Below are 22157 nucleotides of genomic sequence, written 5' to 3' on the forward strand. Positions count from 1 at the left end.
GCTGACGCAACGACCGCCTGATCGACGGGACCGGCCTGGACCGCTTCCAGATCCTGCTCAAGGACACCCGCCGGAAAGCTACGATCGCGGTCCCTCCGGCACCGACCGCATCGTCGACTTCACACGTGGGGCAACCAGATCGTCGTCAACCACTACAGCGAGTCTGGCTTCGGCGACCTGGACAGCAACGGCAACGGCGTCCTCGACGATGCCGACATGTTTGCCGAGACCGAGCGGCTGACCGATCAGGGGGTGCCGGAGCTGACGACCATGATCGACCTGGGTGCCGTCATGGCCAGGCTGCGCGGCGGCGACTTCCAGATCCGCGATGTCTCGCTCACTTGAGCCGCCCCTGCCGATGCCTACCGCAGGTCGACGCTGACCGGCGTACCCAGCATGTCGAACGGCAGCGGCTCGTCGGGCCGGATCACGATCGGCACGGCTCCGTCGCTGCGCACCCGGCCGCGCCCGCCCGCCAGATCGTCCAGCGGTGCCTTCAGCTCGACCCGCTCGATCTGGCCGGTGCGTGGTGCCGCCTCGCCCGGCAGGTCGATGCGCACCGGCAGGCCGGCAGCCAGCTCCCTGGCCTGGTCCAGCGGCAACATCGCCGTGACCTTGAGCGGCTCCTCGGCGGAGATCAGCAAAGCGGCGGTCGCCCCGGCACCGATGCCCGCCCCGTCCGCCACCTTCCATTCGCCGAGCGTGCAGATGCAGGGCGAGCGCAGCTCGTACTCGGCGAGGTCGACTGCCCCGATCACCCGGGCGATCGGCGTGCCGACCTCGACGATCTCGCCGATCGGGAAGCGCTCCAGCCGGCCGGCCACGGGCGCATTCAGCCGATAGACCGGCGCCTCGATCCGCGCATCGGTCACCTGGATCCGGTAGAAGCGCTGATACGCGCTCCAGCCGAGCACCGCCACCAGCGCCAGCCCCGCCAGGCCCATGATCGCCCAGCCCAGCGCCGTGCGTCCCTTGCCGGCACCAGCCGCCTGCGCTGACTGGCGCGGCGGCTGGAAGGATTCCCGGCCGAGCGCCACCAGCACGTCGCCGGGCGAGGCGATCTCGCCGGTCAGGTAGCGGTCGACGATCTGCCGGAACAGGCTGATCTGGCCCTTGGTCATGCCGGTGAAGCGGCAGCCGAAGCGCGGTCGGTCCGGGAGGCGGTAGATCAGCTCCGCCTCCAGATGCATGGTCAGCTCGAAGTCCTCGAACGGCAGCTCCAGGGTGACCGGGAAGACCTCGCCCTCGCGCAGCTTGGGCGGCTCGGATTCGATCCCCAGCCCGCCCAGCGACCAGTCGTCGACCTGGTACCAGTCCCCGGCGATCTCCGCGCGGATCGGGATCTTCAGCCGGACATGCTGGCGATGGATCTCCGCCTCGTGGACGACCACTGCTTCATTCATGCCCTGGTTCGACATTCAACGTCCTTCGAGCGGCAACGGCAGGACTCCAGTCCAGATCGCGAGCACGGCGACGAGTGCCAGGACGCCCAGGAGCTGGCAGTAGACGGCACCCGCCTCGATCAGGACTGCCCGCCAGCCGGTGGCGACCGCGCGGCTGGCGATGTTCTGGCGGGTCCAGCGCTGCCTGTCCAACCGGAACAGGGCGCGGCCCTTGACCAGGGCCAGCGCCACCTGGTCGTACCAGAGCAGGAGCGGCCAGCTCCCCTCCACCCGGTTGCGGGTGGTGAGCAGGAGCAGGGTCTGCAGGGAGCGGGTGAACATCACCCAGAGCAGGTAGAACAGGAGCGCCCAGGGGGTGCGGGTGAAGGACAGCAGCAGCGCCACGATCGGGCCGACCAGCGGCGTCCAGATCGAGATGCGCTGGTCGAGCAGCGTCCACCACAGGAACGGACCGACCCGGGCCGGCCCCAGCGCCAGCGCCCGGCCCCCGGAGCGCAGCATGTTGCCCGACCAGCGCAGCACGAGCTTGCGCGAGGCCTGGACGAAGCCGCCGGGCGGGGGATGTTCGATCGTGGCGACCTGGACGTCCGGCACGTAGAGCATCCGCCGGCCGGTGCGCAGCAGGTGGAACCAGGTCGACTTGTCCTCGCCGGTCAGGAACTGGATGTGGCCGAGCCGCCAGTGGTCCATCCCGTCATTCTCGACCGCGGCGATGAAGTCCGGCTCGATCGCGACCTCGGCCGGGAACAGGGAGAAGCGCCCGGTCATGGCCAGCACCCGGCCGGACAGGGACAAGGAGCTCATGGTCTGGTGGCGCCGGGCGAAGCGCAGCCGGTGCCAGGAGGAGAAGGGAAAGCGCTCGCCGACCGTGAACGGCTTCTCGTCGGTGGTTATCCCACCCAGCGCCGGGTCGAGGGCGAAGAACGGCACGGTGCGAGCCAGCGTGCCGGGCGGCAGCACCGTGTCGCCGTCCATCACGCCCACCACCGCACCCGCGGAAGGTACCCGCCGCGACACGCCGCGCAGGGCGATGCCGAGCGCCCGCCGCTTGCCCTCGCCGCTGATCCGCACCACCAGGAGCCGCACCCGGTCCGGCAGGCCGGACAGGTCGAACAGGCGCTGGATGGCGATCTCGTCGGCCCGCTCGACGATGGAGGCGACCAGGGTCACCCGGCCGTTCCAGGCAGCCGCCTCCGCGATGACGGAGCGCCAGCAGGCGAGCGTCGTGTCGAGCTCGATCCGGTAGCTGGTCACGATCAGGAACAATTCGTTGCCGCCGGCCTCCGGCCGCGCCGCCAGGGCATCCGCCTGGGCCCGCAGGTCGGGGAACACCAGCCGGCGCCAGACCAGACCGCGGGCCACGTGGACCAGGCCCCAGCCATAGCGCCATATGCCGATCCCGCCGGTCAGGAACAGGATCTCGTGGCCGACCGCACGCACCGCACTCTCCGGCACGAGCAGCACGGCGATCGCGACCAAGAGGAAATGGGCCAGCAGGATCATGGCATCCTGCTAGAAACCGGGCTGCCGGGGATCGGGCCGCCAGGAACCAGGAGTGGCTTGCCCGGACCGCCTGTCCTGCCCGCCAAGATCACCCCCATGCCTTGCCGCCGTCCTTTCCGTGAGGCGGGCTAGGAACGCCATGTCCCCCCGGCTCCTCGATGCCTGTCTAATGAGCGCGGCATGGCGGTGGAAGGCAGAAGCGGGCGTACCATGCCGTTCTCGTCATGGCTGTGGCCCACGTGCAGATGACGAACGCGCGGCGCTCCGGCCGGGAAGCTTACAGGGCCATGAGCGGCACATCACTTGAGCTTCGTGATCGTCACTCCTACTTTGGTCGTCGATAGAACATTTTTGAGCGGACGGGCCGTCGATGGCGAAGAACGAACGGATCCTCATCGTCGACGACGACACCGCCCTGCGCCGCGAACTGGCCGAGCAGCTCACCATGCACGAGGGCTTCCGGGTCCAGGAAGCCGGTAGTGGCAAGGAAGCGCTGGGCCTCGTCAAGAATGAGGAATTCGACCTCGTGATCCTGGACGTGGGCCTGCCGGACACGGACGGCCGCGACCTGTGCAAGCTGCTGCGCAAGAACGGGGTGAAGGCGCCGGTCATCATGCTGACCGGCCGCGACGGCGATGCCGACGAGGTGCTGGCGCTGGAAAGCGGCGCCAACGACTACGTGACCAAGCCGTTCCGGATGTGGGTGCTGATGGCGCGAATCCGCGCCCATCTGCGCCAGCACGAGCTGTCCGACGACGCGGTCTTCCAGATCGGCCCCTATGCCTTCAAGCCTGCGGCCAAGATGCTGACCCAGGGCCAAAAGCGGATCCACCTGACCGAGAAGGAGACCGCGATCCTGAAGTATCTCTACCGGATCGGCGATCGGCCGGTCGCGCGCGAGGTGCTGCTGGACGAGGTCTGGGGCTACAATACCGGCGTCACCACCCACACGCTCGAGACCCACATCTACCGGCTCCGCCAGAAGGTCGAGCCCAACCCGGGTCAGGTGTCCCTGATTGTCACCGAGGCGGGCGGCTACCGGCTGGCGCGCTGATTCCGGCAGGAGCGTGCTGTAGCGCGGAATCCACGGGCGGTCCGGGATGCTCCGGCACTCTGCCGGTAAGATCCCTGCTGCATGGCGACCTGTCGTATAGTGGTTGTCCGCTCCGCCCTGCGCCCGCGGCGATGTCGCCGTTTTCGGGCCGGGGGGTCGGGAGGCGCCCATGGCTCGCGTCGTCGGCACGCTGGGCAACGACCAGCTCAATGGCACGTCCGGCAGGGACACGATCTTCGGCAGGGTCGGCAACGACCTCCTGGCTGCCGGCGCCGGTAACGATGCCATTTATGGTGAAGCCGGCAACGACAGCCTGAGCGGTGGTCGCGGCGACGACGTCCTGCACGGCGGCAGTGGCAATGACTGGTTCTCCGGAGAGGATGGCGACGACCGCATCTTCGGCAATGACGGCGACGACCTGATCAACACCGGCAAGGGCGACAATCTCGCCTTCGGTGGGGCCGGCAGCGACTTCATCAACGACGATGCCGGCAACGACGTCCTGTATGGCGGGCCTGGCGATGACGGCTTCGAGGCGCATGGCGGCAGGGACGTACTGCACGGCGGGGCCGGCAATGACGGTTTCTTCGCCTGGAACGGCGACGCCGTTTATGGCGATGCCGGCGACGATTCGGTGGTACTCGGCAACGGCGAGGTTCTGCCCGGCGATCCGGATGCGCCCAGCCTCGCCCACGGCGGCGACGGCAACGACCAGATCGCCGGCTTCGCCCCAGACGCCCATCTGTTCGGCGATGCCGGCGACGACACGATCTGGGGCGGCTTCGCCGGGGACCGGATCACGGGCGGCAGCGGCGACGACCGGCTCTTCGGCAATCTCGCGGACGACGTACTCAGCGGCGATGGCGGCGACGACCGGCTTCATGGCGGCGACGGCCGTGACCGGCTGAGCGGCGGTGCGGGCAGCGACCGTTTCGTCTTTGCCTTCAACGAAGCAGACGACACCACGGTCGCGGCGGTGCACGAGGCGAACGACCTGATTCTCGACTTCACCAGGGGCGAGGACCGGCTGGACGTATCGGCAAGCAATGGCCCCTACCTCCACCGGCCGACCTTCGCGGAGCTCGACACGGACGGCGACGGCACGCTCGGCGAGGGCGATCAGGCGGTGACCATTACCGAAGAAGTCGTGAACGACGCCGTGAGCCGTTCGATGGTGATCGACGTCGGAGCCATTCCGGCGCTGGTCGATGCCGTCGAGCTACACGGGGTCGTCGCCGCGTCCGGTACGATCATGCTGGTCGGCGTTACCGAGTTGGGTGCGGACGACATCGGCTGAACGCCATGCGGCAGGGACAAGCTCAGGGAGCACGCTCATGGCGACCTTCATCGGGACCACGGGTGACGACCAGGTGTTCGGCACGTCCGGCAAGGACACGCTGTACGGTCGGGCCGGCAAGGACGTGCTCACCGCCGGAGCCGGCAACGATGCGCTCTATGGCGAAGCCGGCGACGACACGCTCTGGGGTCAGGACGGCGATGACCGGCTCTGGGGCGGCGATGGCCGCGATACGCTCCGCGCCGGCAACGGCAATGACCTGCTGCGCGGCAATGCCGGCCATGACCTGCTGTTCGGTGCCAACGGCAACGACACGCTGGCAGGCGATGACGGCAATGACCGTCTCTACGGCGGTGCCGGTGACGACACGGCGCATGGCGGGGCCGGCAGCGACCTCGTGACCGGGCAGCGGGGCGATGACCTGCTGTTCGGCGGAAGCGGCAACGACGTGCTGGAAGGCTGGCAGGGCGACGACCTGCTCGATGCCGGCCAAGGGGACGACGCGGTGGCCGGCTGGGACGGCCGGGACCTGATCTGGCTGGGTGCCGGCCAGGACACCGTCGTGTTCAACGGCGCGATCTTCGGCCAGTACCTGGACCATGTCGGCGCCGAGTACATCAACCCGGACGACGACCTGGTGCTCGACTTCGCACCGGGCGAGGACCGGATCCTCCAGATGACGTTCACAGTCGACGATCCGCTGGAAGGCACTTCTACTGCCACGACCGTCGACTTCGCGCGGCTGGACAGCAACGCGGACGGCCGGCTGAACGATGCCGACGCCCATGTCGAGGCCATCAGGGTGAGCCTGGAAGGAGAGTTCCGGGATGCGCTCGCGATCCATGCCGGCGACGCCAGCGGGATCGCGTTCTTCGCCGGCAGCACGCTCACCCTGGCGGGCGTAACCGGCCTGTCGCCGGGCGACTTCACCGCCTGATTCCTGGCTGGCGCTTGCACGACCGGACGCGGCACCGCTAAAGCCCGCCCGACCGAGCAGGCCATGTCAGGACGAGGGAAGAACGATGCCGCTGCCGACGCCCGAGGGCTACCGGGTCCTGGACGAGGGCTCCTTGCGCGACCTGCTGGCAGGCCTGCCCGCCGTGGCCCAGCGGGTCGGTGGGGACGCGGCGGCATGGCGGATCCGCGAGGTCGGCGACGGCAATCTCAACCTCGTCTTCATCATCGAGGGCACCAATGGCGGGATCTGCGTGAAGCAGGCCCTCCCCTATGTACGGCTGGTCGGCGAGAGCTGGCCGCTCGACCTGAACCGCGCCTTCTTCGAGTACCGCGCCAGCGTCATCCAGGCGGAGCACTGCCAAGGGCTGGTCCCGGAAATTCTCCACTACGACCCGAAGCTCTATCTGATCGTGATGGAGCTGCTCTCGCCGCACATCATCATGCGGCGCGGCATGACCGACGCCGTGGTCTATCCACGCTTCGTCGAGCACATCACCGACTACATGGCGCGCTCGCTCTACTTCACCTCGGACCTGGCCCTGCCGGCCGCGCGCAAGAAAGCGATGATCGCCGAGTTCTGTCCGAACACCGATCTGTGCAAGATCACCGAGGATCTGATCTTCACCGATCCCTACCGGGTCCACGAGCTGAACCGCTGGACCAGCCCGCAGCTGGACCGCTGGGCGACGATGTGGCGCGAGGACGACCAGCTCAAGCTCGCGGTCTCGCAGCTGAAAGTCGACTTCCTATCCCGCGCCGAGGCCCTGCTGCACGGCGACCTCCATACCGGCTCGATCATGGTGACCGAGGCCGAGACCCGGGTGATCGACCCGGAGTTCGCCTTCGTGGGACCGATGGCCTTCGACGTCGGCAAGCTGATTGCCAACCTCCTGCTGAACTATCTGAGCCATGACGGCCACGAGACCCGGCCCGGCGAGCGCGACGACTACCGCGCCTGGGTGATCGATACGATCCACGGCGTCTGGCACGGCTTCGCCACCAAGTTCGTCGCCCTGTGGGGGAAGAACCGCACCGGCGACGCGTACCCCCGCGACCTCCTGCCCGACGACTCCTCGGTCTTCCGCCAGGCACAGTCCGCCTACATGGCGCGCCTGTGGACCGACAGCCTGCGCTTTGCCGGCGCCTCCCTCACCCGCCGCACGCTGGGCCTCGCCCACAATGCCGATCTGGAGCGCATTGGGGACCCCGACCGCCGGGCGGCCTGCGAGAAGCGCGTCCTGGAACTCTCCCGCGACCTGCTCGTGAACCCCGAAAGCTACGCCCATATCGAGCAGGTGACGGCACGCGCCCAGGCGCTGCGGGCGCGGGATCTCGGTTAGCTGTTTTCCTGCGAGCGGCCCGGGTTCGGCCCGGCCGCATTGCGGCCGTAGAAGCCGTCGCGGAGCACGTCATCCAAGGTGTATGCCGGGGCTTCTGGCAAGGAGGTGGCGCTGTCTCCTTCGCCATGCCCAGCCAGGGCGATCAGCACCTGGTCCCGCGCGCTTCGGTAAAGGGCGTCGAAGTCGTCACGCAGATCGCGCTCGATGGTCGGAGTGAGGTCGCCACGCAGGGCGTCGCGCGCCTCGTAGATCGACTCCATCCAGCCGGCTCGCGGGTCCTTCGCCGGAGAATGATCGAGCTTGAGCAGATGGACGATGATCCGCCGGACCTGGCTCCGGCACGCGTTGCGGTCCCGCTTGGCCAAGTCGTCGACCTCCTCGGCCAGTTCCTTCAGGTCGAGCGGGCCGTTCCACCGCTCCCGCTCGAGCTGGCGCAACGCCTCGGCCTGGCGGCGGGCCCAGAGATAATAGTCGGTCTCGTACAGGCGGGCGGCCATGCTGCAGCGGGTCTCCCATGCGGTCCGGCCAGTATAGCCTCTCGATCGGAAGCTTGTCCCGCCTCGGTCGTGAGGGATAAAGGACCGCAACGCCTCCATGCAGGAATGGTCCGAACCGATGCGTCTCGATCGCCGCAGCTTCTCCGCCGCGCTACTCGCCACGGCAGCGGCCCCTTCCCTGGCCCTTGCCGACGCGCCGCTGGTGGCGATCACCGCGATCGTCGAGCACCCGGCACTCGACGCCTGCCGCGACGGCGTCATCGAGGGACTGAAGCAGCAGGGCATCGCGGCCGAGACCACCTACGAGAGCGCGCAGGGCCAGCCCGCCACCGCGGCGCAGATCGCGCGCAGCTTCGTCGGCATGAACCCGGCCGTGATCGTGCCGATCAGCACGCCGTCCGCTCAGGCCGCGGCCGCCGCGACCAAGGCCATCCCGATCGTGTTCACCGCAGTGACCGATCCGGTCGATGCCGGCTTGGTGGCGAGCATGGAGAAGCCCGGCGGCAACGTGACCGGCCTGTCCGACCTCTCGCCGCTCAGCCAGCATCTCGACCTGATCCTGGAGATCACGCCGGACGTGAAGCGGCTGGGCTTCCCCTACAATCCGGGCGAGGCCAATGCGGTCGTGCTGCTGAACCTGATGCGGGATCTCGCGGAGCAGCGCGGCATCGAGGTGGTGGAGGCCACTGCGTCCAAGTCGGCGGACGTGGTCGCTGCCGCGCGCAGCCTGACCGGCCAGGCGGACGCGATCTACGTGCCCACCGACAACACCGTGGTCTCCGCACTGGAAAGCCTGATCGCGGTGGCGCGCCAAGCGAAGGTGCCGGTCTATTGCGGCGACACGGACAGCGTGGCGCGCGGCTGCATCGGCTCGGTCGGCTTCGACTACTTTCAAGTGGGCGTGCAGACCGCGGCGATCGTGGCGCGGATCCTCAAGGGTGAGAGTCCCGGCGAGATCGCGATCGAGTCCGCGTCCGGCACCGATCTCTACCTGAACCCGACCGCCGCAGAAGCCTTCGGCATCACCCTGTCCGACGAGCTCCTGTCCCGCGCCACCAAGATCGTGGGCGCCTGACCCGGAAGGGCTGCACTTGTCGCTGTTCTCCTTCCTCGGCGCCATCGAGCTCGGCCTGATCTACGGGCTGGTCGGGCTGGCCGTGTACCTGTCCTTCCGGATCCTGCACTTCCCGGACCTCACGGTGGACGGCTCGTTCCCGCTGGGCGCCAGCGTCTGTGCGGCCGCGATCCTGGGCGGGCTGGACCCGATCACCGCGACGCTGCTGGCGATCCTGGCAGGTGCGGTCGCCGGCTGGATCACCGCCATCCTGGCGGTGCGCTTCGGCATCCTGCACCTGTTGGCCTCGATCCTGGTGATGATCGCCCTGTTCAGCATCAACATCCGGATCATGGGCCGACCGAACGCGGCGCTCTTGGGGCAGACCACCCTGTTCTCGCCGTTCGAGGGCCTGTCCTTCCTGCCCTTCGACCAGGCGCGCATCCTGGTCGAGCTGGTGGTCGTCGCGCTGGTCACCTTCCTGCTCGCCCGCTACCTGAACTCCGACCAGGGCCTCGCCCTGCGCGCCACGGGCGCCAACCCGCGCATGGCCAGGGCCCAGGGCATCGACACCGCACGCCAGACGCTGAGCGGGATGGCGCTGTCCAACGGGATCGTGGCGCTGGCCGGTGCCCTGTTCGCCCAGGCCAACGGCTTTGCCGACGTCACCATGGGGCTCGGCACCATCGTGGTGGGCTTGGCGGCGGTGATCGTGGGCGAGACGCTGTTCCGGCTCAAAGGCATCCTTGGCGCCCTGATCGCCTGCCTCCTGGGCTCGCTGCTCTACCGCCTGGTGATCGCGTTCGCGCTGGACGTGGACATGCTGGGCATCGAGGCCTCCGACCTGAACCTCGTCACCGCCGTGCTGGTGGGCTTCGCCCTCCTGGCGCCGAAGCTGCGCGCGCGGATGCGGAAGGCCGCCCGATGATCCAGGTGGAAGGCATCGAGCTCACCTTCGGTGCGGGCACGCCACTCGAGACCCGGGCGTTGCGCGGCATCTCGCTGTCGATCGAGGAGGGCCAGTTCGTCACGGTGATCGGCAGCAACGGGGCCGGCAAGAGCACGCTGCTGAGCGTGCTCGCCGGCGACGTCGCTCCGGACGAGGGCCGCATCGTCATCGACGGCCGCGACGTCACCCGCCTGCCGGCCCACCGCCGGGCCGAGCTGGTCGCGCGTGTCTTCCAGGACCCCAAGGCCGGTACCTGCGAGGCGCTGACCATCGAGGAGAACATGGCGCTGGGCATCGCGCGCGGCTCGGTCCGGCGGCTGAAGCCAGCCCTCGACCCCGGCCGGCGGAGCCGGTTCCGCGACAGCCTGGCCGAGCTGGGCCTGGGCCTGGAGAACCGCCTGTCCGACCCGGTGGGCCTCCTGTCCGGTGGGCAGCGCCAGGCGGTGAGCCTGCTCATGGCAGCACTGGCACCCATGAAGATCCTGCTCCTGGACGAGCACACCGCCGCCCTCGATCCGCGCACCGCCGAACTGGTCCTGAACCTCACCCAGAAGATCATCGACCGGCACGGGCTCACCGCGCTGATGGTCACCCACTCGATGCGCCAGGCCCTGGACCATGGCAGCCGGACAATCATGCTCCACGAGGGCAGGGTCGCCTTCGACGTGGCGGGCGAGGCCCGCGCCGGCCTGGACGTGCCCGACCTCCTGGCCCTGTTCCGCCGCCGCCAGGGCGGCGAGCTCGACGACGACGCCCTTTTGACGGGATGAACGACTTGCTGGACCTGCGCAGCGACAACACCGCCCCGGTGGCACCCGAGATCATGGCAGCACTGGCCGAGGCCAATGCCGGCACCGACGCTGCCTATGGCGCCGATTCCTGGTCCGGCCGGCTGAAGGCCGAGCTGGCGCGGGTGTTCGAGACGGACGACTTCGACCTGGTGATGGCGATCACCGGCACCGGCGCCAACTCCCTGGCCCTGTCGCTGCTCTGCCCATCCTGGGGCGCGATCGTCTGCCACCCGCTGGCCCATGTGGTGCAGGACGAGTGCAATGCGCCCTTGATGTTCACCGGCGGGGCCAGCTGGCTGACCGTGGGCAACCCCCTTGGCCGCCTGTCACCGGACGAAGTGGCAAGGCTCCTGGAGTCCTATCATTTCGGCTCGATGCATGCCGCCCAGCCCAAGGTGCTGCTCCTGGCCCAGGCGTCCGAGCGCGGCCTGGTCTGGTCGGTGGAAGAGATAAAGGCGTTCGCGGCGGTGGCCAGCCGCCACGGGCTGCACCTGATGCTGGACGGCGCGCGCTTCGCCAACGCCCTGGCCCGCACCGGCGCCAGCCCGGCCGAGCTGTCCTGGCGGGCCGGGGTCGACGCCCTGGTGCTGGGCATGACCAAGAATGGCGGGATGGCAGCCGAGCTGATCCTCCTGTTCGGCAAGGCGCGCACGAAAGCAGCCCCCTTCCTGCGCAAGCGCAGCGGCCAGGTCATGAGCAAGGGCCGCTATCTGGCCGCCCAGGCAATCGGCGCCCTGGCAGAGGACAGATGGCTGGAGCGCGCCGCCCATGCCAATGCCATGGCGGAACGCCTGGCCCGGGGTCTCGTCCAGAAGGGCGCCGAGCTGGTCTTCCCGGTGGAGGCCAACCTGATCTTCGCGGCCCTGCCCCAGGGTCTCCAGGCGAAGATGGCAGAGCATGCCCGGTTCTTCCCCGGCTACGAGCAGGGCAGCAGCCGGCTGGTGACCTCCTGGGCGACCCGCCCGGAGGAAATCGACCAGCTCCTCCAGTCGGTCGCATGAGCGAGCGGCGCCCCAGCCGCCGCCAAGCCGAGCAGGCGGTCGCGACCCTGCTGCGCTGGATCGGCGAGGATCCGACAAGGCCCGGACTGGGCGCCACGCCCGGCCTGGTGGCCAGCGCCTGGCTGGAGCACGGCCGGGGCTACCGCACCACACCGGAAGCGGCGTTGGGCGAGATCCTGGAAGGTGCCGAGCCGCCCGACGGCATGGTCCTGCTGCGCGACATCCGCTTCGAGAGCCATTGCGAGCATCACCTGGCACCCTTCGTCGGCCTGGCCCATGTGGCCTACCTGCCGGACCGGCGGGTCGCCGGGATCGGCGGCATCGCCCGGCTGGTCGACTGCTTCGCCAAGCGGCTGCAGATCCAGGAGCGGCTGACCGACCAGATCGCCCGGAGCCTGGACGAGCTGCTTCAGCCAAAGGGCGTCGCGGTGCTGATCGAGGCGACCCACCATTGCCTGACCACCCGGGGCGCGCACAAGCCGGGCACCCGGTTCGTCACCACCCGCCTGCTGGGCAGCTTTCATGAGGATCCCGAGCTGCGCCAGGATTTCTATAGGCTTGCCGGACACCACTAAGATGAAATATCTGCGGAATGCGAGGATAGCGCTTCGACATTTCTGTGACTAATTAGGCAATCCATGAGAGCTAATAACATGCATCTATACGGCAAGTTCAAGATGCACAAAAATCCAAATATAATGAAGGAATTCTTCATATCAGAAAATGAAGATAAAATAAGTAGATGGAAAGGAATTACCCAGGAAGATTCGCACTCATACAAAGAAGATGAGAATGATATTCAGGCAGACGTATTTGCGAACATTCAAATTGAGTTAGAACGATCACTTAGAGTTTTTGAGAATACTATACCATATTTGACATCAAGACTTCCGTTGTTATTAAATTACTTAGATGACAGGCAGATTCGCGGGTACTTCGTCAAGCATGGTGACGTGATCTCAAATGACGAATACGAAGTCTACAAAATAAGCATTAGCCATATAAATCAAATATCGAAGCTGATTAGCAACAGCGCCTCTCTTCACAAGGGCATAAGCCAGCTGCCCACAATGTTCTTTATGGGCTTAGTAAGCGCTTATGATGCGTTTCTTGCACAGTTTATTCGCGCAATATTTATTGTTCGGCCTGAATTGCTATCCGCTTCTGAACAAACCTTTACATTCAAAGATTTAATGGAAATTGACTCAATTGATGCTGCTCGCGATCGCATGATTGAACGACAGGTTGAGAATGTTTTAAGATCAAGTCATGCCGATCAAATTAAATGGCTTGAAAACAAGCTTAACATGACTTTAACAAGGGATCTCGAAATCTGGTCTAATTTTGTTGAGTTGTTTGAAAGAAGAAACTTAATCGCTCACACAGGCGGCGTTGTTTCTTCGCAATATATTGCAACATGCAAAAATCACAAAGTCAAGATAAATAACCTAAAAATTGGGGATAAAATTCGCATAAACAGAGCATATTACAAGAATAGCGTCAAGACAATACTTGAATTTGGCATTAAATTAGTCCAGGTGATATGGCGTAAGCTTTATCCGGATAATATTGAATTGGCCGATCAAGAATTGAACAGATTTTGCTATGATTTAATAATAAAGGAAGATTACGATCTTGCCTCAAGGCTACTTAGTTTTCGTCTAAATACATTAAAGAAAGCTGGAAAAGAAGCGGATCGCAAGAGGATGGTGGTAAACCTTGCCAATGCAAGAAAGCTTTCTGGTCACTGGGATGAAGCAATTGAAATACTCGCCAAAGAAGACTGGAGCGCGGCAACCCTCGATTTTTCTGTGTGCATTGCAGCAATAAAGAGAGAGCACGATCAAGTCATAGACAATATGCAGAAGGTTGTTGATATGGAATATATGGACGCAACCAGTTTCCGTGGTTGGCCAGTTTTTAATGAAATTAGGTCCGACAGCAGATTTTCCGAGAAGTTTGAACAAATATTTGGCGAACCATTGCTGATTGATGTAGAAGAATCCAACTTTCCAGACTAGGATGGATGGCAAATAATAGCTGGACTAAACTTGAATTTTTGATTTTTACTAACAAATCTACTTGCTCTTATCACAGTACCCATGTCGACCCGAACCTGCGTCACGAGTTTCTCGCCCTCGTCGGTCATGCCTAGGGTTGACGCCGGCCGGCTGCGGCATCGCCGACCTGAACAGTGGTCGCTTTCGCGGCCGTTTGGTCCATCTTCGTCATCGGCACGCTTCACCACGACGGGAGCCGGACGATGGCGAACATGATGAAGGCCGCGGTGTGCAAAGAATTCGGCAAGCCCCTGGTGATCGAGGAGGTGCCGGTGCCCGAGCCCGGCCCGGGCCAGATCCTGGTCCGGATCGTCGCCACCGGTGTCTGCCATACCGACCTGCATGCCGTGAACGGCGACTGGCCGGTCAAGCCGAGCCCGCCATTCATCCCGGGTCACGAAGGTGTGGGCACGGTCGTCGCGCTCGGTGCCGGCGTGGCGCGCGTCAAGGAGGGCGACCGGGTCGGGATCCCGTGGCTGCACACGGCCGACGGCTACTGCGAATACTGCCGCACCGGCTGGGAGACGCTCTGCCCGCGCCAGCAGAACACCGGCTACTCGGTCAACGGCACGTTCGCCGAATACGCTCTGGCCGACCCGACCTTCGTCGGCCGCCTGCCGGACCAGCTGGACTGGGGGCCGGCCGCCCCCACCCTGTGCGCCGGGGTGACGGTCTACAAGGGTCTGAAGGAGACCGAGGTGAAGCCCGGCGAATGGGTGATGATCTCGGGCATCGGCGGCCTCGGCCACATGGCGGTCCAGTACGCGAAGGCCATGGGCATGCATGTCGTGGCGATCGACATCCATGACGACAAGCTGGCGCTCGCTACCAGGCTCGGCGCCGACCTGGCGGTCAATGCGCGCACCACCGACGCGGCGGCCGAGATCCAGAAGCAGGTCGGCGGCACCCATGGCGCACTGATCACCGCGGTGTCGCCGCCCGCCTTCGAGCAGGCATTCGGCGTGCTCCGCTCGCACGGCACCATGGCCCTGGTCGGGTTGCCACCGGGCAAGTTCGCCATGCCGATCTTCGACACCGTGCTCAAGCGCATCACCGTGCGCGGCTCGATCGTCGGCACCCGCCAAGACCTGGAGGAGGCGCTGGAGTTCGCCGGCGAGGGCAAGGTCAAGGCCCACTTCGCCTGGGACGAGCTCAGCAACATCAACGACATCTTCCACCGCATGGCGGAAGGCAGGATCGACGGACGGATCGTGCTCCGTCTCCAGTAGGCAGGGCGCCCTCCGCTCGGCGGCCGGCCGGTCGGAGGGCGCAGGATCATCGCCGGCCCGGCGCCTGCCCCGATGTACCACCACCGCATCCGCCGCCCGTCGCTCATGGACAGGGTATGCTCCGCCGAACAGGCGGCACGGCTTGTCCAGGACGGCATGACCATTGGAATGAGCGGCTTCACCCGGGCTGGCGAGGCCAAGGCGGTGCCGCTGGCCATGGCCGAGCGCGCGGCCCACGATCCGTTCCAGATCACGCTGATGACCGGCGCCTCGCTCGGCAACGACATCGACCGCCGGCTCACCGAGGCCGGCGTGATCGCCCGCCGTCTGCCCTTCCAGGTCGATCCGGTGCTGCGCCACGCGATCAACCGCGGCGAGGTGCTGTTCATCGATCAGCATTTGTCGGAAACGGTCGAACTCCTGCGCTCGCAGCAGATGGGGCCGATCGACTATGCGATCGTCGAGGCGACGGCGATCCTGGAGGATGGCGGGATCATACCCACCACCTCGGTTGGCAACTCCGCGACCTTCGCCATCCTGGCCGAAAAGGTGATCGTCGAGATCAACCTGAGCCAGCCGCTCGAGCTGGAGGGGCTGCACGACATCTACATCCCGACCAGGCGGCCCTACCGCGAGCCGATCCCGGTGCAGACCTGCGAGAGCCGCCCCGGCCTACCCTATATCCCGATCGAGCCCACCAAGATCGCGGCCATCGTGCTCACCGAGCAGGGCGACAGCCCGGCGCGCGCCGAGCCGCCGGACGCGGCCACCCGGGCGATCGCCGGCCACCTGATCGAGTTCCTGATGCACGAGGTCCATCTGGGCCGGCTCGGCATGACCCTGGCCCCGCTCCAGGCCGGGATCGGCGTGATCGCCAACTCCGTCCTGGCGGGGCTGGCCGGCAGCCCGTTCCGCGACCTGCGGATGTACAGTGAGGTCCTGCAGGACAGCACGCTCGACCTGTTCGACGCGGAAAAGCTGGTCTTCGCGTCCGGCTCGTCGATCACCCTGAGCCGCCCGGTGGCCGAACGCTTCTATGCCGACCTGCCCCGCTACAAGCAGCGCATGGTCCTGCGCCCGCAGGAGATCAGCAATCACCCCGAGGTGATCCGCCGCCTCGGCATCATCGGCATTAACACCGCGCTGGAGTGCGACATCTACGGCAACGTCAACTCCACCCATGTCGACGGCACGATAATGATGAACGGCATCGGCGGCTCCGGCGACTTCGCCCGCAACGCCTACATGTCGATCTTCGTCGCCCGCTCGACCACCAAGAACGGCGCCATCTCCACGGTCGTGCCGATGGTCACCCATGTCGACCATCCCGAGCACGACGTCGACGTCCTGGTGACCGAGCACGGGCTGGCCGACCTGCGCGGCCTGGCCCCGCGCGAGCGGGCACCGCTGATCATCGCCAACTGCATGGACCCGGCCTACCGGCCGCAGGCCAGCGACTATGTCGAGCGGGCGCAGCGCCTGGGCGGCCACACCCCGCATCTGCTGAACGAGACGTTCGCCTGGCATCTTCGTCGGCAGCGGACCGGCAGCATGCTGGACACCGGCTGAGCCGGCCTGCTTCGGTGCGCCCGCCTCAGCGCGCCTGCCGCACGAAGGTCATGTCGACCCCGTCGCCGGTCAGCCGCAGCTCGTCACCGGTGATGGCATAGTGGTCGACCTCTGCCAGGCCATTCAGGAACGCCTGCTCGGTGGGCACCCCTTCCGGCGTGCAGGCCATCTTGGTGCTCACGATCTGGCCGATGCTCACATCGCCCTCGTCGCCGACCGGCAGGAAGCCGCCGGAGATCCGGTTGCAGCCGCCCTGCCCGTAGAACCGGCCCTCGGCCGGCTCGAAGGTGAGGTCCGGCACCTGCCGGCCCGCGGCCGGCAAGGCCGCTTGGCCGTTCAGCGCGGTCAGGGTCCAGACTGTGCCGGCCAAGCGAAGCGCCCCGCTCGCGGCCGATCCTGCCACTGCACCTGCCGCCGCCGCTCCGGTCGTGCTGGCCGGATGCAGCATGAGGTCGACCGTTGCGCCGTTGCCCTGGGTCAGCACCGGATAGCTTTCGTTCGTCGTGAGCAGCAGTTCGTCGCCGACCGTGACGGTCGCGCGCACCGCATAGCGCCCGGACTGGTCGATCTTGGCCGGATCGTAGGGCAGGCTGAAGCTGATCGGCAGCCGGCTGACCGAATCGATCTCCTGGACACCCACCACCCCGGACAGGGAATCCGCACGAGCCACGTCCTCCAGATAAACGTCGAACACCGCGCCCGGCGGCAGGGCCGCGGTCCCGTGCGACCGCGCAGTCCCGTCGATCGTCGGCAGGTCAGGCATCGCCATGCAGCCACCCAGTCCCGTCGTCGCCAGCAGCATCACGATTCCGACGCGCATCCACTCACTCCCGACCGCCGAGTTCATCCCCATCTTGGGCAGCATCGCTCGGCTTGGAAACAGCGCGATCATCCGTAGACTGCGTCACGCAGCGCCGTGGGAAACGCGCCATGCACTCCGGCGAAGGCGGTGTTGGTGAGGGCGACGACGCTGAGCGCCCGTGCCGGGTCGACGAACCAGCTATGACCATAGGCGCCGCCCCAGTGCAGGGTGCCCGGGCTTTGCGGCGATCCGGCCGCCACCGGGTCGGCCAGTACCGCCCAGCCCAGGCCGAAGCCCCAGCCCGGCCGGCTGGCCCGGACCGGCGCGTCGACCTGCACCGCCTGCATGGTCCGCAGCGTGGTCTCGCGCAGGATCGGGGCGCCGTCGCCGCGGACCGTCTCCAGAAAGCGCAGGAAGTCGCCGGCCGTGCCGATCATGCCGCCGCCGCCGGACGGGAAGGAGGCCGGATCGAGATGCCGGTCGGGCGTGAAGCGCACGACCCCTTCCTCGCTGCGCACCGGGGTCTCGCCCACCATCCGGACCGGTGCCGGCATGCCGTCGGCATAGGCGGCGGCGAGACGCTCCGGATCGGTGACGGCAAATGCGGTGTCGGTCATGGCGAGCGGCTCGGTCACCAGCGCGGCCACGATCTCGGGCAGATCCCGGCCGGTCGCCTTCTCCAGGACCCGCCCGACCACGTCGATGCCGAGCGAGTAGCGCCAGCCCTGTCCGGGCGGGAAGTAGAGCGGGCAGCCGGCCAGCCGACGCAGGTTCTCATCCAGGTCGAGGCCCGGCTGATCCAGCCCGTCCGACACCCCGGCCTGGTGGTAGGGGCCGTCCTCCGGATCGAGGAACCGGTAGCCCAGGCCGGACGTGTGGGTGAGGAGCTGGCGCAGCGTGATGACCGGCCGGGTCCCGTCGGGCAGCGCCGGCCGGAAGTCCGGCAGCCATTCGGTCACCGCCTGGTCCAGCCCGAGCCGGCCCTCCTCCACCAGACGCAGCATCGCCGCGGTGACGATCGGCTTGGTCAGCGAGGCCAGCCGGAAGATCGTGTCCTCCCGCATCGGCAGGCCGGCTTCCCGATCGGCCATGCCGGCGGCCCGGGTGAACGCCAGCGTCCCCTCGCACGCCACCAGCACGACCGCTCCGACCAGGCGGTGCTCGGCGATCGCCTGCTCGATCACCCTGTCCAGGCGGGTGGCGAGTCCCGGATCCGGACGGATGGCAAGTTGGTGCATCGGCTGGTGCTCCGTCGATCGTGATCGACTACCGGGATAGCCTGTCGGCTACGGCCTTCCCAGCCGAACCGGCACTGCGCGTCCCTCCAAGGGTTGCCCGAACCGGCGGGAACGGCCTATTCCCGCAGCCGTCGGCATTTGGCCGAGCAACGCCTGGTCGGATCTTCAGCACCCATGTCGCTCGTCCCGCGACCGCACCCCATGCCCGACACGCCGGCAGCGCCCTATCTGGCCGGCCTGAACCCCGAGCAGTATGCTGCGGTGACGGCCGAGGACGGCCCGCTGCTGATCCTGGCCGGTGCCGGCACCGGCAAGACCCGCGTGCTGACCACCCGCCTGGCCCATCTCCTGATGACCGGGCGCGCCCGGCCGTTCGAGGTGCTGGCGGTGACCTTCACCAACAAGGCCGCGCGCGAGATGGTCCATCGGGTAGAAGGGCTGATCGGCCAGAGCGTGCAGGGCATGTGGCTGGGCACCTTCCACGCCATGGGCACCCGCTTTTTGCGCCGCCATGCCGAGATCGTGGGGCTCAAGCCCAGCTTCACCATCCTGGACACGGACGACCAGATCCGGTTGGTCAAGCAGGTCCTCCAGGCGCTGGAGATCGACGACAAGCGCTGGCCGGCCCGGGCGGTGCTGGGCATCGTCCAGCGCTGGAAGGATCGCGGCTGGACGCCGGACCAGGTGCCGCCATCGGAGGTCGGCGACTTCGCCGGCGGCAAGACGCTCAGGATCTATTCGCTCTACCAGGAACGCCTGGCGACCCTGAACGCCTGCGACTTCGGTGACCTGCTCCTGCACTGCCTGGAGCTGTTCAAGCGGGCGCCGGACGTGCTGGCTCAGTACCAGCGCCGCTTCCGCGCGATCCTGGTCGACGAGTACCAGGACACCAACGTCGCCCAATACCTGCTCTTGCGCCTTCTGGCGCAAGGCCATCGCAACATCACCTGCGTGGGCGACGACGACCAGTCGATCTACAGCTGGCGAGGGGCCGAGGTCGGCAACATCCTGCGCTTCGAGGAGGACTTCCCGGGTGCCGAGGTGGTCCGGCTGGAGCGCAACTACCGCTCGACCGGCCACATCCTGGGTGCCGCCGCCGGGCTGATCGCCCGCAACCGGGCGCGGCACGGCAAGACGCTGTGGACCGAGGACGTGGACGGCGAGAAGGTCCGGGTCGCTTCGCTGTGGGACGAGCACGAGGAGGCGATCTTCGTCGGCGACGAGCTGGAGGCCCTCCAGCGGGCGAAGAAGCGCCTGTGCGACACGGCGGTGCTGGTCCGCGCCGGCCACCAGACCCGCGCCTTTGAAGAGCGCTTCATCCAGCTGGGCCTGCCCTACCGGGTGATCGGCGGCCTGCGCTTCTACGAGCGCGCCGAGATCCGAGATGCGGTGGCCTATCTGCGCGTGGTGGTGCAGCCGGACGACGACCTGGCGTTCGAGCGGATCGTCAACACGCCCAAGCGCGGCATCGGCGAGACCACGGTGGTGGCGCTGCGCAAGGCGGCGCGGGCGGCGGGCAGGAGCATGCTCTCGGCCGCGGAGGAACTGGTCGGCACGGACGAGCTGCCGACCCGCGGCCGCCGGCAGCTGGCCGACCTGCTGGCCGCATTCGCCCGCTGGCGGGACGAGCTGCCGCGCCGCACACCCCGCGACCTGGTCGAGGCGATCCTGGATGAATCCGGCTATGTCGGCATGTGGCAGGCCGACAAGACGCCCGAGGCGCAGGGCCGGCTGGAGAACCTGAAGGAGCTGGTCAAGGCGATCGAGGAGTTCGAGAGCCTGCCGGCCTTTTTGGAGCATGTCGGCCTGGTGATGGACAATGCCGCCGACGCGGATGGCGACATGGTCACGCTCATGACCCTGCACGCCGCCAAGGGGCTGGAATACGACTACGTGTTCCTGACCGGCTGGGAGGAGGGCCTGTTCCCCAACCAGCGGGCGCTCGACGAGGGCGGGACCAAGGCGCTCGAGGAGGAGCGGCGGCTTGCCTATGTCGGCATCACCCGGGCGAAGAAGCGCTGCACCATCACCTATGCGGCCAACCGGCGGATCTTCGGCCAGTGGGGGGCGGCGCTGCCATCCCGCTTCGTCGAAGAACTGCCGCCGGAGCACATCCACCACCTCCTGCGCAGCAATGCGAGCAGGCCCGACGTCGACCCGACCTTCGGCGTGACCTCCCTGTTCCCGACCGGGAAAATGACGGGCCGCGGCCCAGGCTTCGAGCGGGCCGGCAAGCTGATCGAGGGCAAGGCCGAGCTGGTCCGACCGCGCCCTGCTCCCACCGTGGCCTTCGCAAAAGGTGACCGGGTGTTCCACGACAAGTTCGGCCCCGGCACGGTCGAAGCGCTGGAGGGCGAAAAGCTCACCATCGCCTTCGACAAGTCCGGGGTGAAGAAGGTCATGGCGAGCTTTCTGGAGAAGAAGGCGTGAGCGACGAGCTGTTCCACGCCACCACCGGCTCGCTCTGGCGCACGAGCTTCGTGCTGCCCGACGGGCTGGCCCAGGCGGTGTTCGAGCGGCTGGACGATCTCGGCCTCTCCATCGGCATGTTCGAGCATGAGGGCGACGGCGGCTTCCAGGTCGAGCGCTGGCGCATGGAGATCGTGGAGGCGGAGCGGCCCGAGCCCGAGGCGCAGCGCAGCCGCCTGCTGGAGCTGATCGGCGACCTCGTCCCGGACCTGCCCGAGTTCGGGATCGAAGAGGTGACCGAGGAAGCCTGGACCGAGGCGATGCGCCGGGAGTTCCCGCCGGTGGAGGCCGGTCGGTTCTTCGTCCATGGCGCCGCCCATGCCGACCAGGTGCCCGACGGCCGCCTGCCGATCCGGGTCGAGGCCGGCTTGGCCTTCGGCTCCGGCGAGCACGCCACCACCAGAGGCTGCCTCCTGGCCTTCGACCGGCTCCTGCCCCGGCGTAACTGGCGGCGGATCCTGGACATGGGCACCGGCTCCGGCATCCTCGCCATCGCCGCTGCCAAGACCACGCGCGCCTCGGTCCTGGCGGTGGACGTCGACCCGACCGCGGTCGAGGTCGCGTCCGGCAATGTCGCCGAGAACGGCGTGGCCGGCCGCGTGCGCTGCCTGGCCGGCGACGGCTTCCACACGCCGGGCGTATCCCATCCGCGCGGCTACGACCTGATCTTCGCCAACATCCTGGCCAACCCGCTGGTCGCCATGGCCGACCAGCTCGCCCGGAGCCTGGCGCCGGGCGGCTTCGCCATCCTGTCCGGCCTGATCGACGAGCAGGCGGCACGGGTGGAGGCAGCCTATCGCCGGGCGGGGCTGCGCAGCCTGCGCCAGTTGCGCCTGGACCGCTGGGTGGTGATCACCGCGCGCAAGCCGCGCCGGGCACGAGCCCCGCGCCGCCGGCGGAACGGCTGACAGGGCTGAGGCTTACTAACCTCCGAGACCTACATC

Annotated in this window: 20 protein-coding genes; 15 read left to right on the forward strand and 5 right to left on the reverse strand. The window is 67.1% G+C overall.

The annotated features are described in order from the left end of the window. The first annotated feature begins 216 nt into the window (after positions 1 to 216). The gene (locus tag VNS22_RS18265) at positions 217 to 345 is read left to right on the forward strand and encodes a hypothetical protein (RefSeq protein WP_325734922.1); all 129 of its coding nucleotides are present in this window, start codon (positions 217 to 219) and stop codon (positions 343 to 345) included. Between the two features lie 17 nt (positions 346 to 362). Here the strand turns inward: VNS22_RS18265 and VNS22_RS18270 are convergent, their stop codons facing one another. After that, positions 363 to 1403 (reverse strand): PilZ domain-containing protein, encoded by a 1041-nt coding sequence (locus VNS22_RS18270; protein WP_325734924.1) that lies wholly within the window; start codon positions 1401 to 1403, stop codon positions 363 to 365. Between the two features lie 15 nt (positions 1404 to 1418). Beyond that, positions 1419 to 2906, reverse strand: coding sequence for a glycosyltransferase (locus tag VNS22_RS18275; protein WP_325734926.1), 1488 nt, complete (start codon positions 2904 to 2906; stop codon positions 1419 to 1421). Positions 2907 to 3276: 370 nt separating this feature from the next. Here VNS22_RS18275 and VNS22_RS18280 point away from each other — a divergent pair, with 370 nt between their 5' ends. The 4 genes from VNS22_RS18280 (at position 3277) to mtnK (ending at position 7554) form a co-directional block, all read left to right on the forward strand. Next, on the forward strand, positions 3277 to 3960 hold the full coding sequence (locus tag VNS22_RS18280) for a response regulator transcription factor (protein WP_325734928.1): 684 nt from the start codon (positions 3277 to 3279) through the stop codon (positions 3958 to 3960). Positions 3961 to 4129: 169 nt separating this feature from the next. Further along, entirely contained in the window at positions 4130 to 5257 is a 1128-nt protein-coding gene (locus VNS22_RS18285; RefSeq protein WP_325734930.1) for a calcium-binding protein, read from the forward strand. A gap of 37 nt (positions 5258 to 5294) precedes the next feature. Then, entirely contained in the window at positions 5295 to 6194 is a 900-nt protein-coding gene (locus tag VNS22_RS18290) for a calcium-binding protein (RefSeq protein WP_325734932.1), read from the forward strand. 85 nt (positions 6195 to 6279) lie between these two features. Then, the gene (gene mtnK, locus VNS22_RS18295; protein WP_325734934.1) at positions 6280 to 7554 is read left to right on the forward strand and encodes an S-methyl-5-thioribose kinase; all 1275 of its coding nucleotides are present in this window, start codon (positions 6280 to 6282) and stop codon (positions 7552 to 7554) included. Here mtnK and VNS22_RS18300 read toward each other — a convergent pair. Beyond that, positions 7551 to 8051 (reverse strand): DUF29 domain-containing protein, encoded by a 501-nt coding sequence (locus VNS22_RS18300; protein ID WP_325734936.1) that lies wholly within the window; start codon positions 8049 to 8051, stop codon positions 7551 to 7553. The genes mtnK and VNS22_RS18300 overlap by 4 nt on opposite strands. Positions 8052 to 8169: 118 nt before the next feature. Here VNS22_RS18300 and VNS22_RS18305 point away from each other — a divergent pair, with 118 nt between their 5' ends. From VNS22_RS18305 to VNS22_RS18340, 8 genes are all read left to right on the forward strand, one after another. Further along, a complete protein-coding gene (locus VNS22_RS18305; protein WP_325734938.1) occupies positions 8170 to 9126 on the forward strand; it encodes an ABC transporter substrate-binding protein in 957 nt (318 codons plus the stop codon). 16 nt (positions 9127 to 9142) lie between these two features. Then, positions 9143 to 10033, forward strand: coding sequence for an ABC transporter permease (locus VNS22_RS18310; RefSeq protein WP_325734940.1), 891 nt, complete (start codon positions 9143 to 9145; stop codon positions 10031 to 10033). Then, positions 10030 to 10824 carry an ABC transporter ATP-binding protein gene (locus tag VNS22_RS18315; RefSeq protein WP_325734942.1) on the forward strand — a complete coding sequence of 265 codons (795 nt, stop codon included), beginning with the start codon at positions 10030 to 10032 and terminating at the stop codon, positions 10822 to 10824. Before VNS22_RS18310 ends, VNS22_RS18315 begins: the two co-directional genes overlap by 4 nt. A gap of 5 nt (positions 10825 to 10829) precedes the next feature. Beyond that, complete coding sequence (locus VNS22_RS18320; RefSeq protein ID WP_325734944.1) at positions 10830 to 11846, forward strand: threonine aldolase family protein; 1017 nt, start codon at positions 10830 to 10832, stop codon at positions 11844 to 11846. After that, a complete protein-coding gene (gene folE / locus VNS22_RS18325) occupies positions 11843 to 12421 on the forward strand; it encodes a GTP cyclohydrolase I (protein WP_325734946.1) in 579 nt (192 codons plus the stop codon). Before VNS22_RS18320 ends, folE begins: the two co-directional genes overlap by 4 nt. 78 nt (positions 12422 to 12499) lie before the next feature. After that, positions 12500 to 13867, forward strand: a complete 1368-nt coding sequence (locus tag VNS22_RS18330) for a hypothetical protein (protein ID WP_325734948.1) — start codon at positions 12500 to 12502, stop codon at positions 13865 to 13867. Positions 13868 to 14109: 242 nt separating this feature from the next. Beyond that, the gene (gene adhP / locus VNS22_RS18335) at positions 14110 to 15135 is read left to right on the forward strand and encodes an alcohol dehydrogenase AdhP (RefSeq protein WP_325734950.1); all 1026 of its coding nucleotides are present in this window, start codon (positions 14110 to 14112) and stop codon (positions 15133 to 15135) included. Positions 15136 to 15207: 72 nt separating this feature from the next. Continuing rightward, positions 15208 to 16704 carry a succinate CoA transferase gene (locus VNS22_RS18340; protein WP_349261833.1) on the forward strand — a complete coding sequence of 499 codons (1497 nt, stop codon included), beginning with the start codon at positions 15208 to 15210 and terminating at the stop codon, positions 16702 to 16704. A gap of 25 nt (positions 16705 to 16729) precedes the next feature. On the opposite strand, the gene VNS22_RS18345 is transcribed toward VNS22_RS18340, so the two are convergent. Then, positions 16730 to 17524 (reverse strand): YbaY family lipoprotein, encoded by a 795-nt coding sequence (locus VNS22_RS18345; protein ID WP_325734952.1) that lies wholly within the window; start codon positions 17522 to 17524, stop codon positions 16730 to 16732. 68 nt (positions 17525 to 17592) lie between these two features. Next, the gene (locus tag VNS22_RS18350; protein ID WP_325734954.1) at positions 17593 to 18744 is read right to left on the reverse strand and encodes a serine hydrolase domain-containing protein; all 1152 of its coding nucleotides are present in this window, start codon (positions 18742 to 18744) and stop codon (positions 17593 to 17595) included. A gap of 174 nt (positions 18745 to 18918) precedes the next feature. On the opposite strand from VNS22_RS18350, the gene VNS22_RS18355 reads away from it, so the two are divergent. Both VNS22_RS18355 and VNS22_RS18360 read left to right on the forward strand, forming a co-directional pair. Further along, positions 18919 to 21174: an ATP-dependent helicase gene (locus tag VNS22_RS18355; RefSeq protein WP_325734956.1), complete on the forward strand. Its 2256-nt coding sequence runs from the start codon at positions 18919 to 18921 to the stop codon at positions 21172 to 21174. Further along, positions 21171 to 22121, forward strand: a complete 951-nt coding sequence (locus VNS22_RS18360; protein ID WP_325734958.1) for a 50S ribosomal protein L11 methyltransferase — start codon at positions 21171 to 21173, stop codon at positions 22119 to 22121. Before VNS22_RS18355 ends, VNS22_RS18360 begins: the two co-directional genes overlap by 4 nt. Positions 22122 to 22157: the final 36 nt, after the last annotated feature.

The organism is Geminicoccus sp. (assembly GCF_035556675.1).
GTDB lineage: Bacteria > Pseudomonadota > Alphaproteobacteria > Geminicoccales > Geminicoccaceae > Geminicoccus.

Coding starts and splice junctions, on each gene's coding strand:
- VNS22_RS18265 (WP_325734922.1), top strand. CDS start 217: ATGTTTGCCGAGACCGAGCGGCTGACCGATCAGGGGGTGCCGGAGCTG.
- VNS22_RS18270 (WP_325734924.1), bottom strand. CDS start 1,403: ATGAATGAAGCAGTGGTCGTCCACGAGGCGGAGATCCATCGCCAGCAT.
- VNS22_RS18275 (WP_325734926.1), bottom strand. CDS start 2,906: ATGATCCTGCTGGCCCATTTCCTCTTGGTCGCGATCGCCGTGCTGCTC.
- VNS22_RS18280 (WP_325734928.1), top strand. CDS start 3,277: ATGGCGAAGAACGAACGGATCCTCATCGTCGACGACGACACCGCCCTG.
- VNS22_RS18285 (WP_325734930.1), top strand. CDS start 4,130: ATGGCTCGCGTCGTCGGCACGCTGGGCAACGACCAGCTCAATGGCACG.
- VNS22_RS18290 (WP_325734932.1), top strand. CDS start 5,295: ATGGCGACCTTCATCGGGACCACGGGTGACGACCAGGTGTTCGGCACG.
- mtnK (WP_325734934.1), top strand. CDS start 6,280: ATGCCGCTGCCGACGCCCGAGGGCTACCGGGTCCTGGACGAGGGCTCC.
- VNS22_RS18300 (WP_325734936.1), bottom strand. CDS start 8,051: ATGGCCGCCCGCCTGTACGAGACCGACTATTATCTCTGGGCCCGCCGC.
- VNS22_RS18305 (WP_325734938.1), top strand. CDS start 8,170: ATGCGTCTCGATCGCCGCAGCTTCTCCGCCGCGCTACTCGCCACGGCA.
- VNS22_RS18315 (WP_325734942.1), top strand. CDS start 10,030: ATGATCCAGGTGGAAGGCATCGAGCTCACCTTCGGTGCGGGCACGCCA.
- folE (WP_325734946.1), top strand. CDS start 11,843: ATGAGCGAGCGGCGCCCCAGCCGCCGCCAAGCCGAGCAGGCGGTCGCG.
- VNS22_RS18330 (WP_325734948.1), top strand. CDS start 12,500: ATGCATCTATACGGCAAGTTCAAGATGCACAAAAATCCAAATATAATG.
- adhP (WP_325734950.1), top strand. CDS start 14,110: ATGGCGAACATGATGAAGGCCGCGGTGTGCAAAGAATTCGGCAAGCCC.
- VNS22_RS18340 (WP_349261833.1), top strand. CDS start 15,208: ATGTACCACCACCGCATCCGCCGCCCGTCGCTCATGGACAGGGTATGC.
- VNS22_RS18345 (WP_325734952.1), bottom strand. CDS start 17,524: ATGCGCGTCGGAATCGTGATGCTGCTGGCGACGACGGGACTGGGTGGC.
- VNS22_RS18350 (WP_325734954.1), bottom strand. CDS start 18,744: ATGCACCAACTTGCCATCCGTCCGGATCCGGGACTCGCCACCCGCCTG.
- VNS22_RS18355 (WP_325734956.1), top strand. CDS start 18,919: ATGTCGCTCGTCCCGCGACCGCACCCCATGCCCGACACGCCGGCAGCG.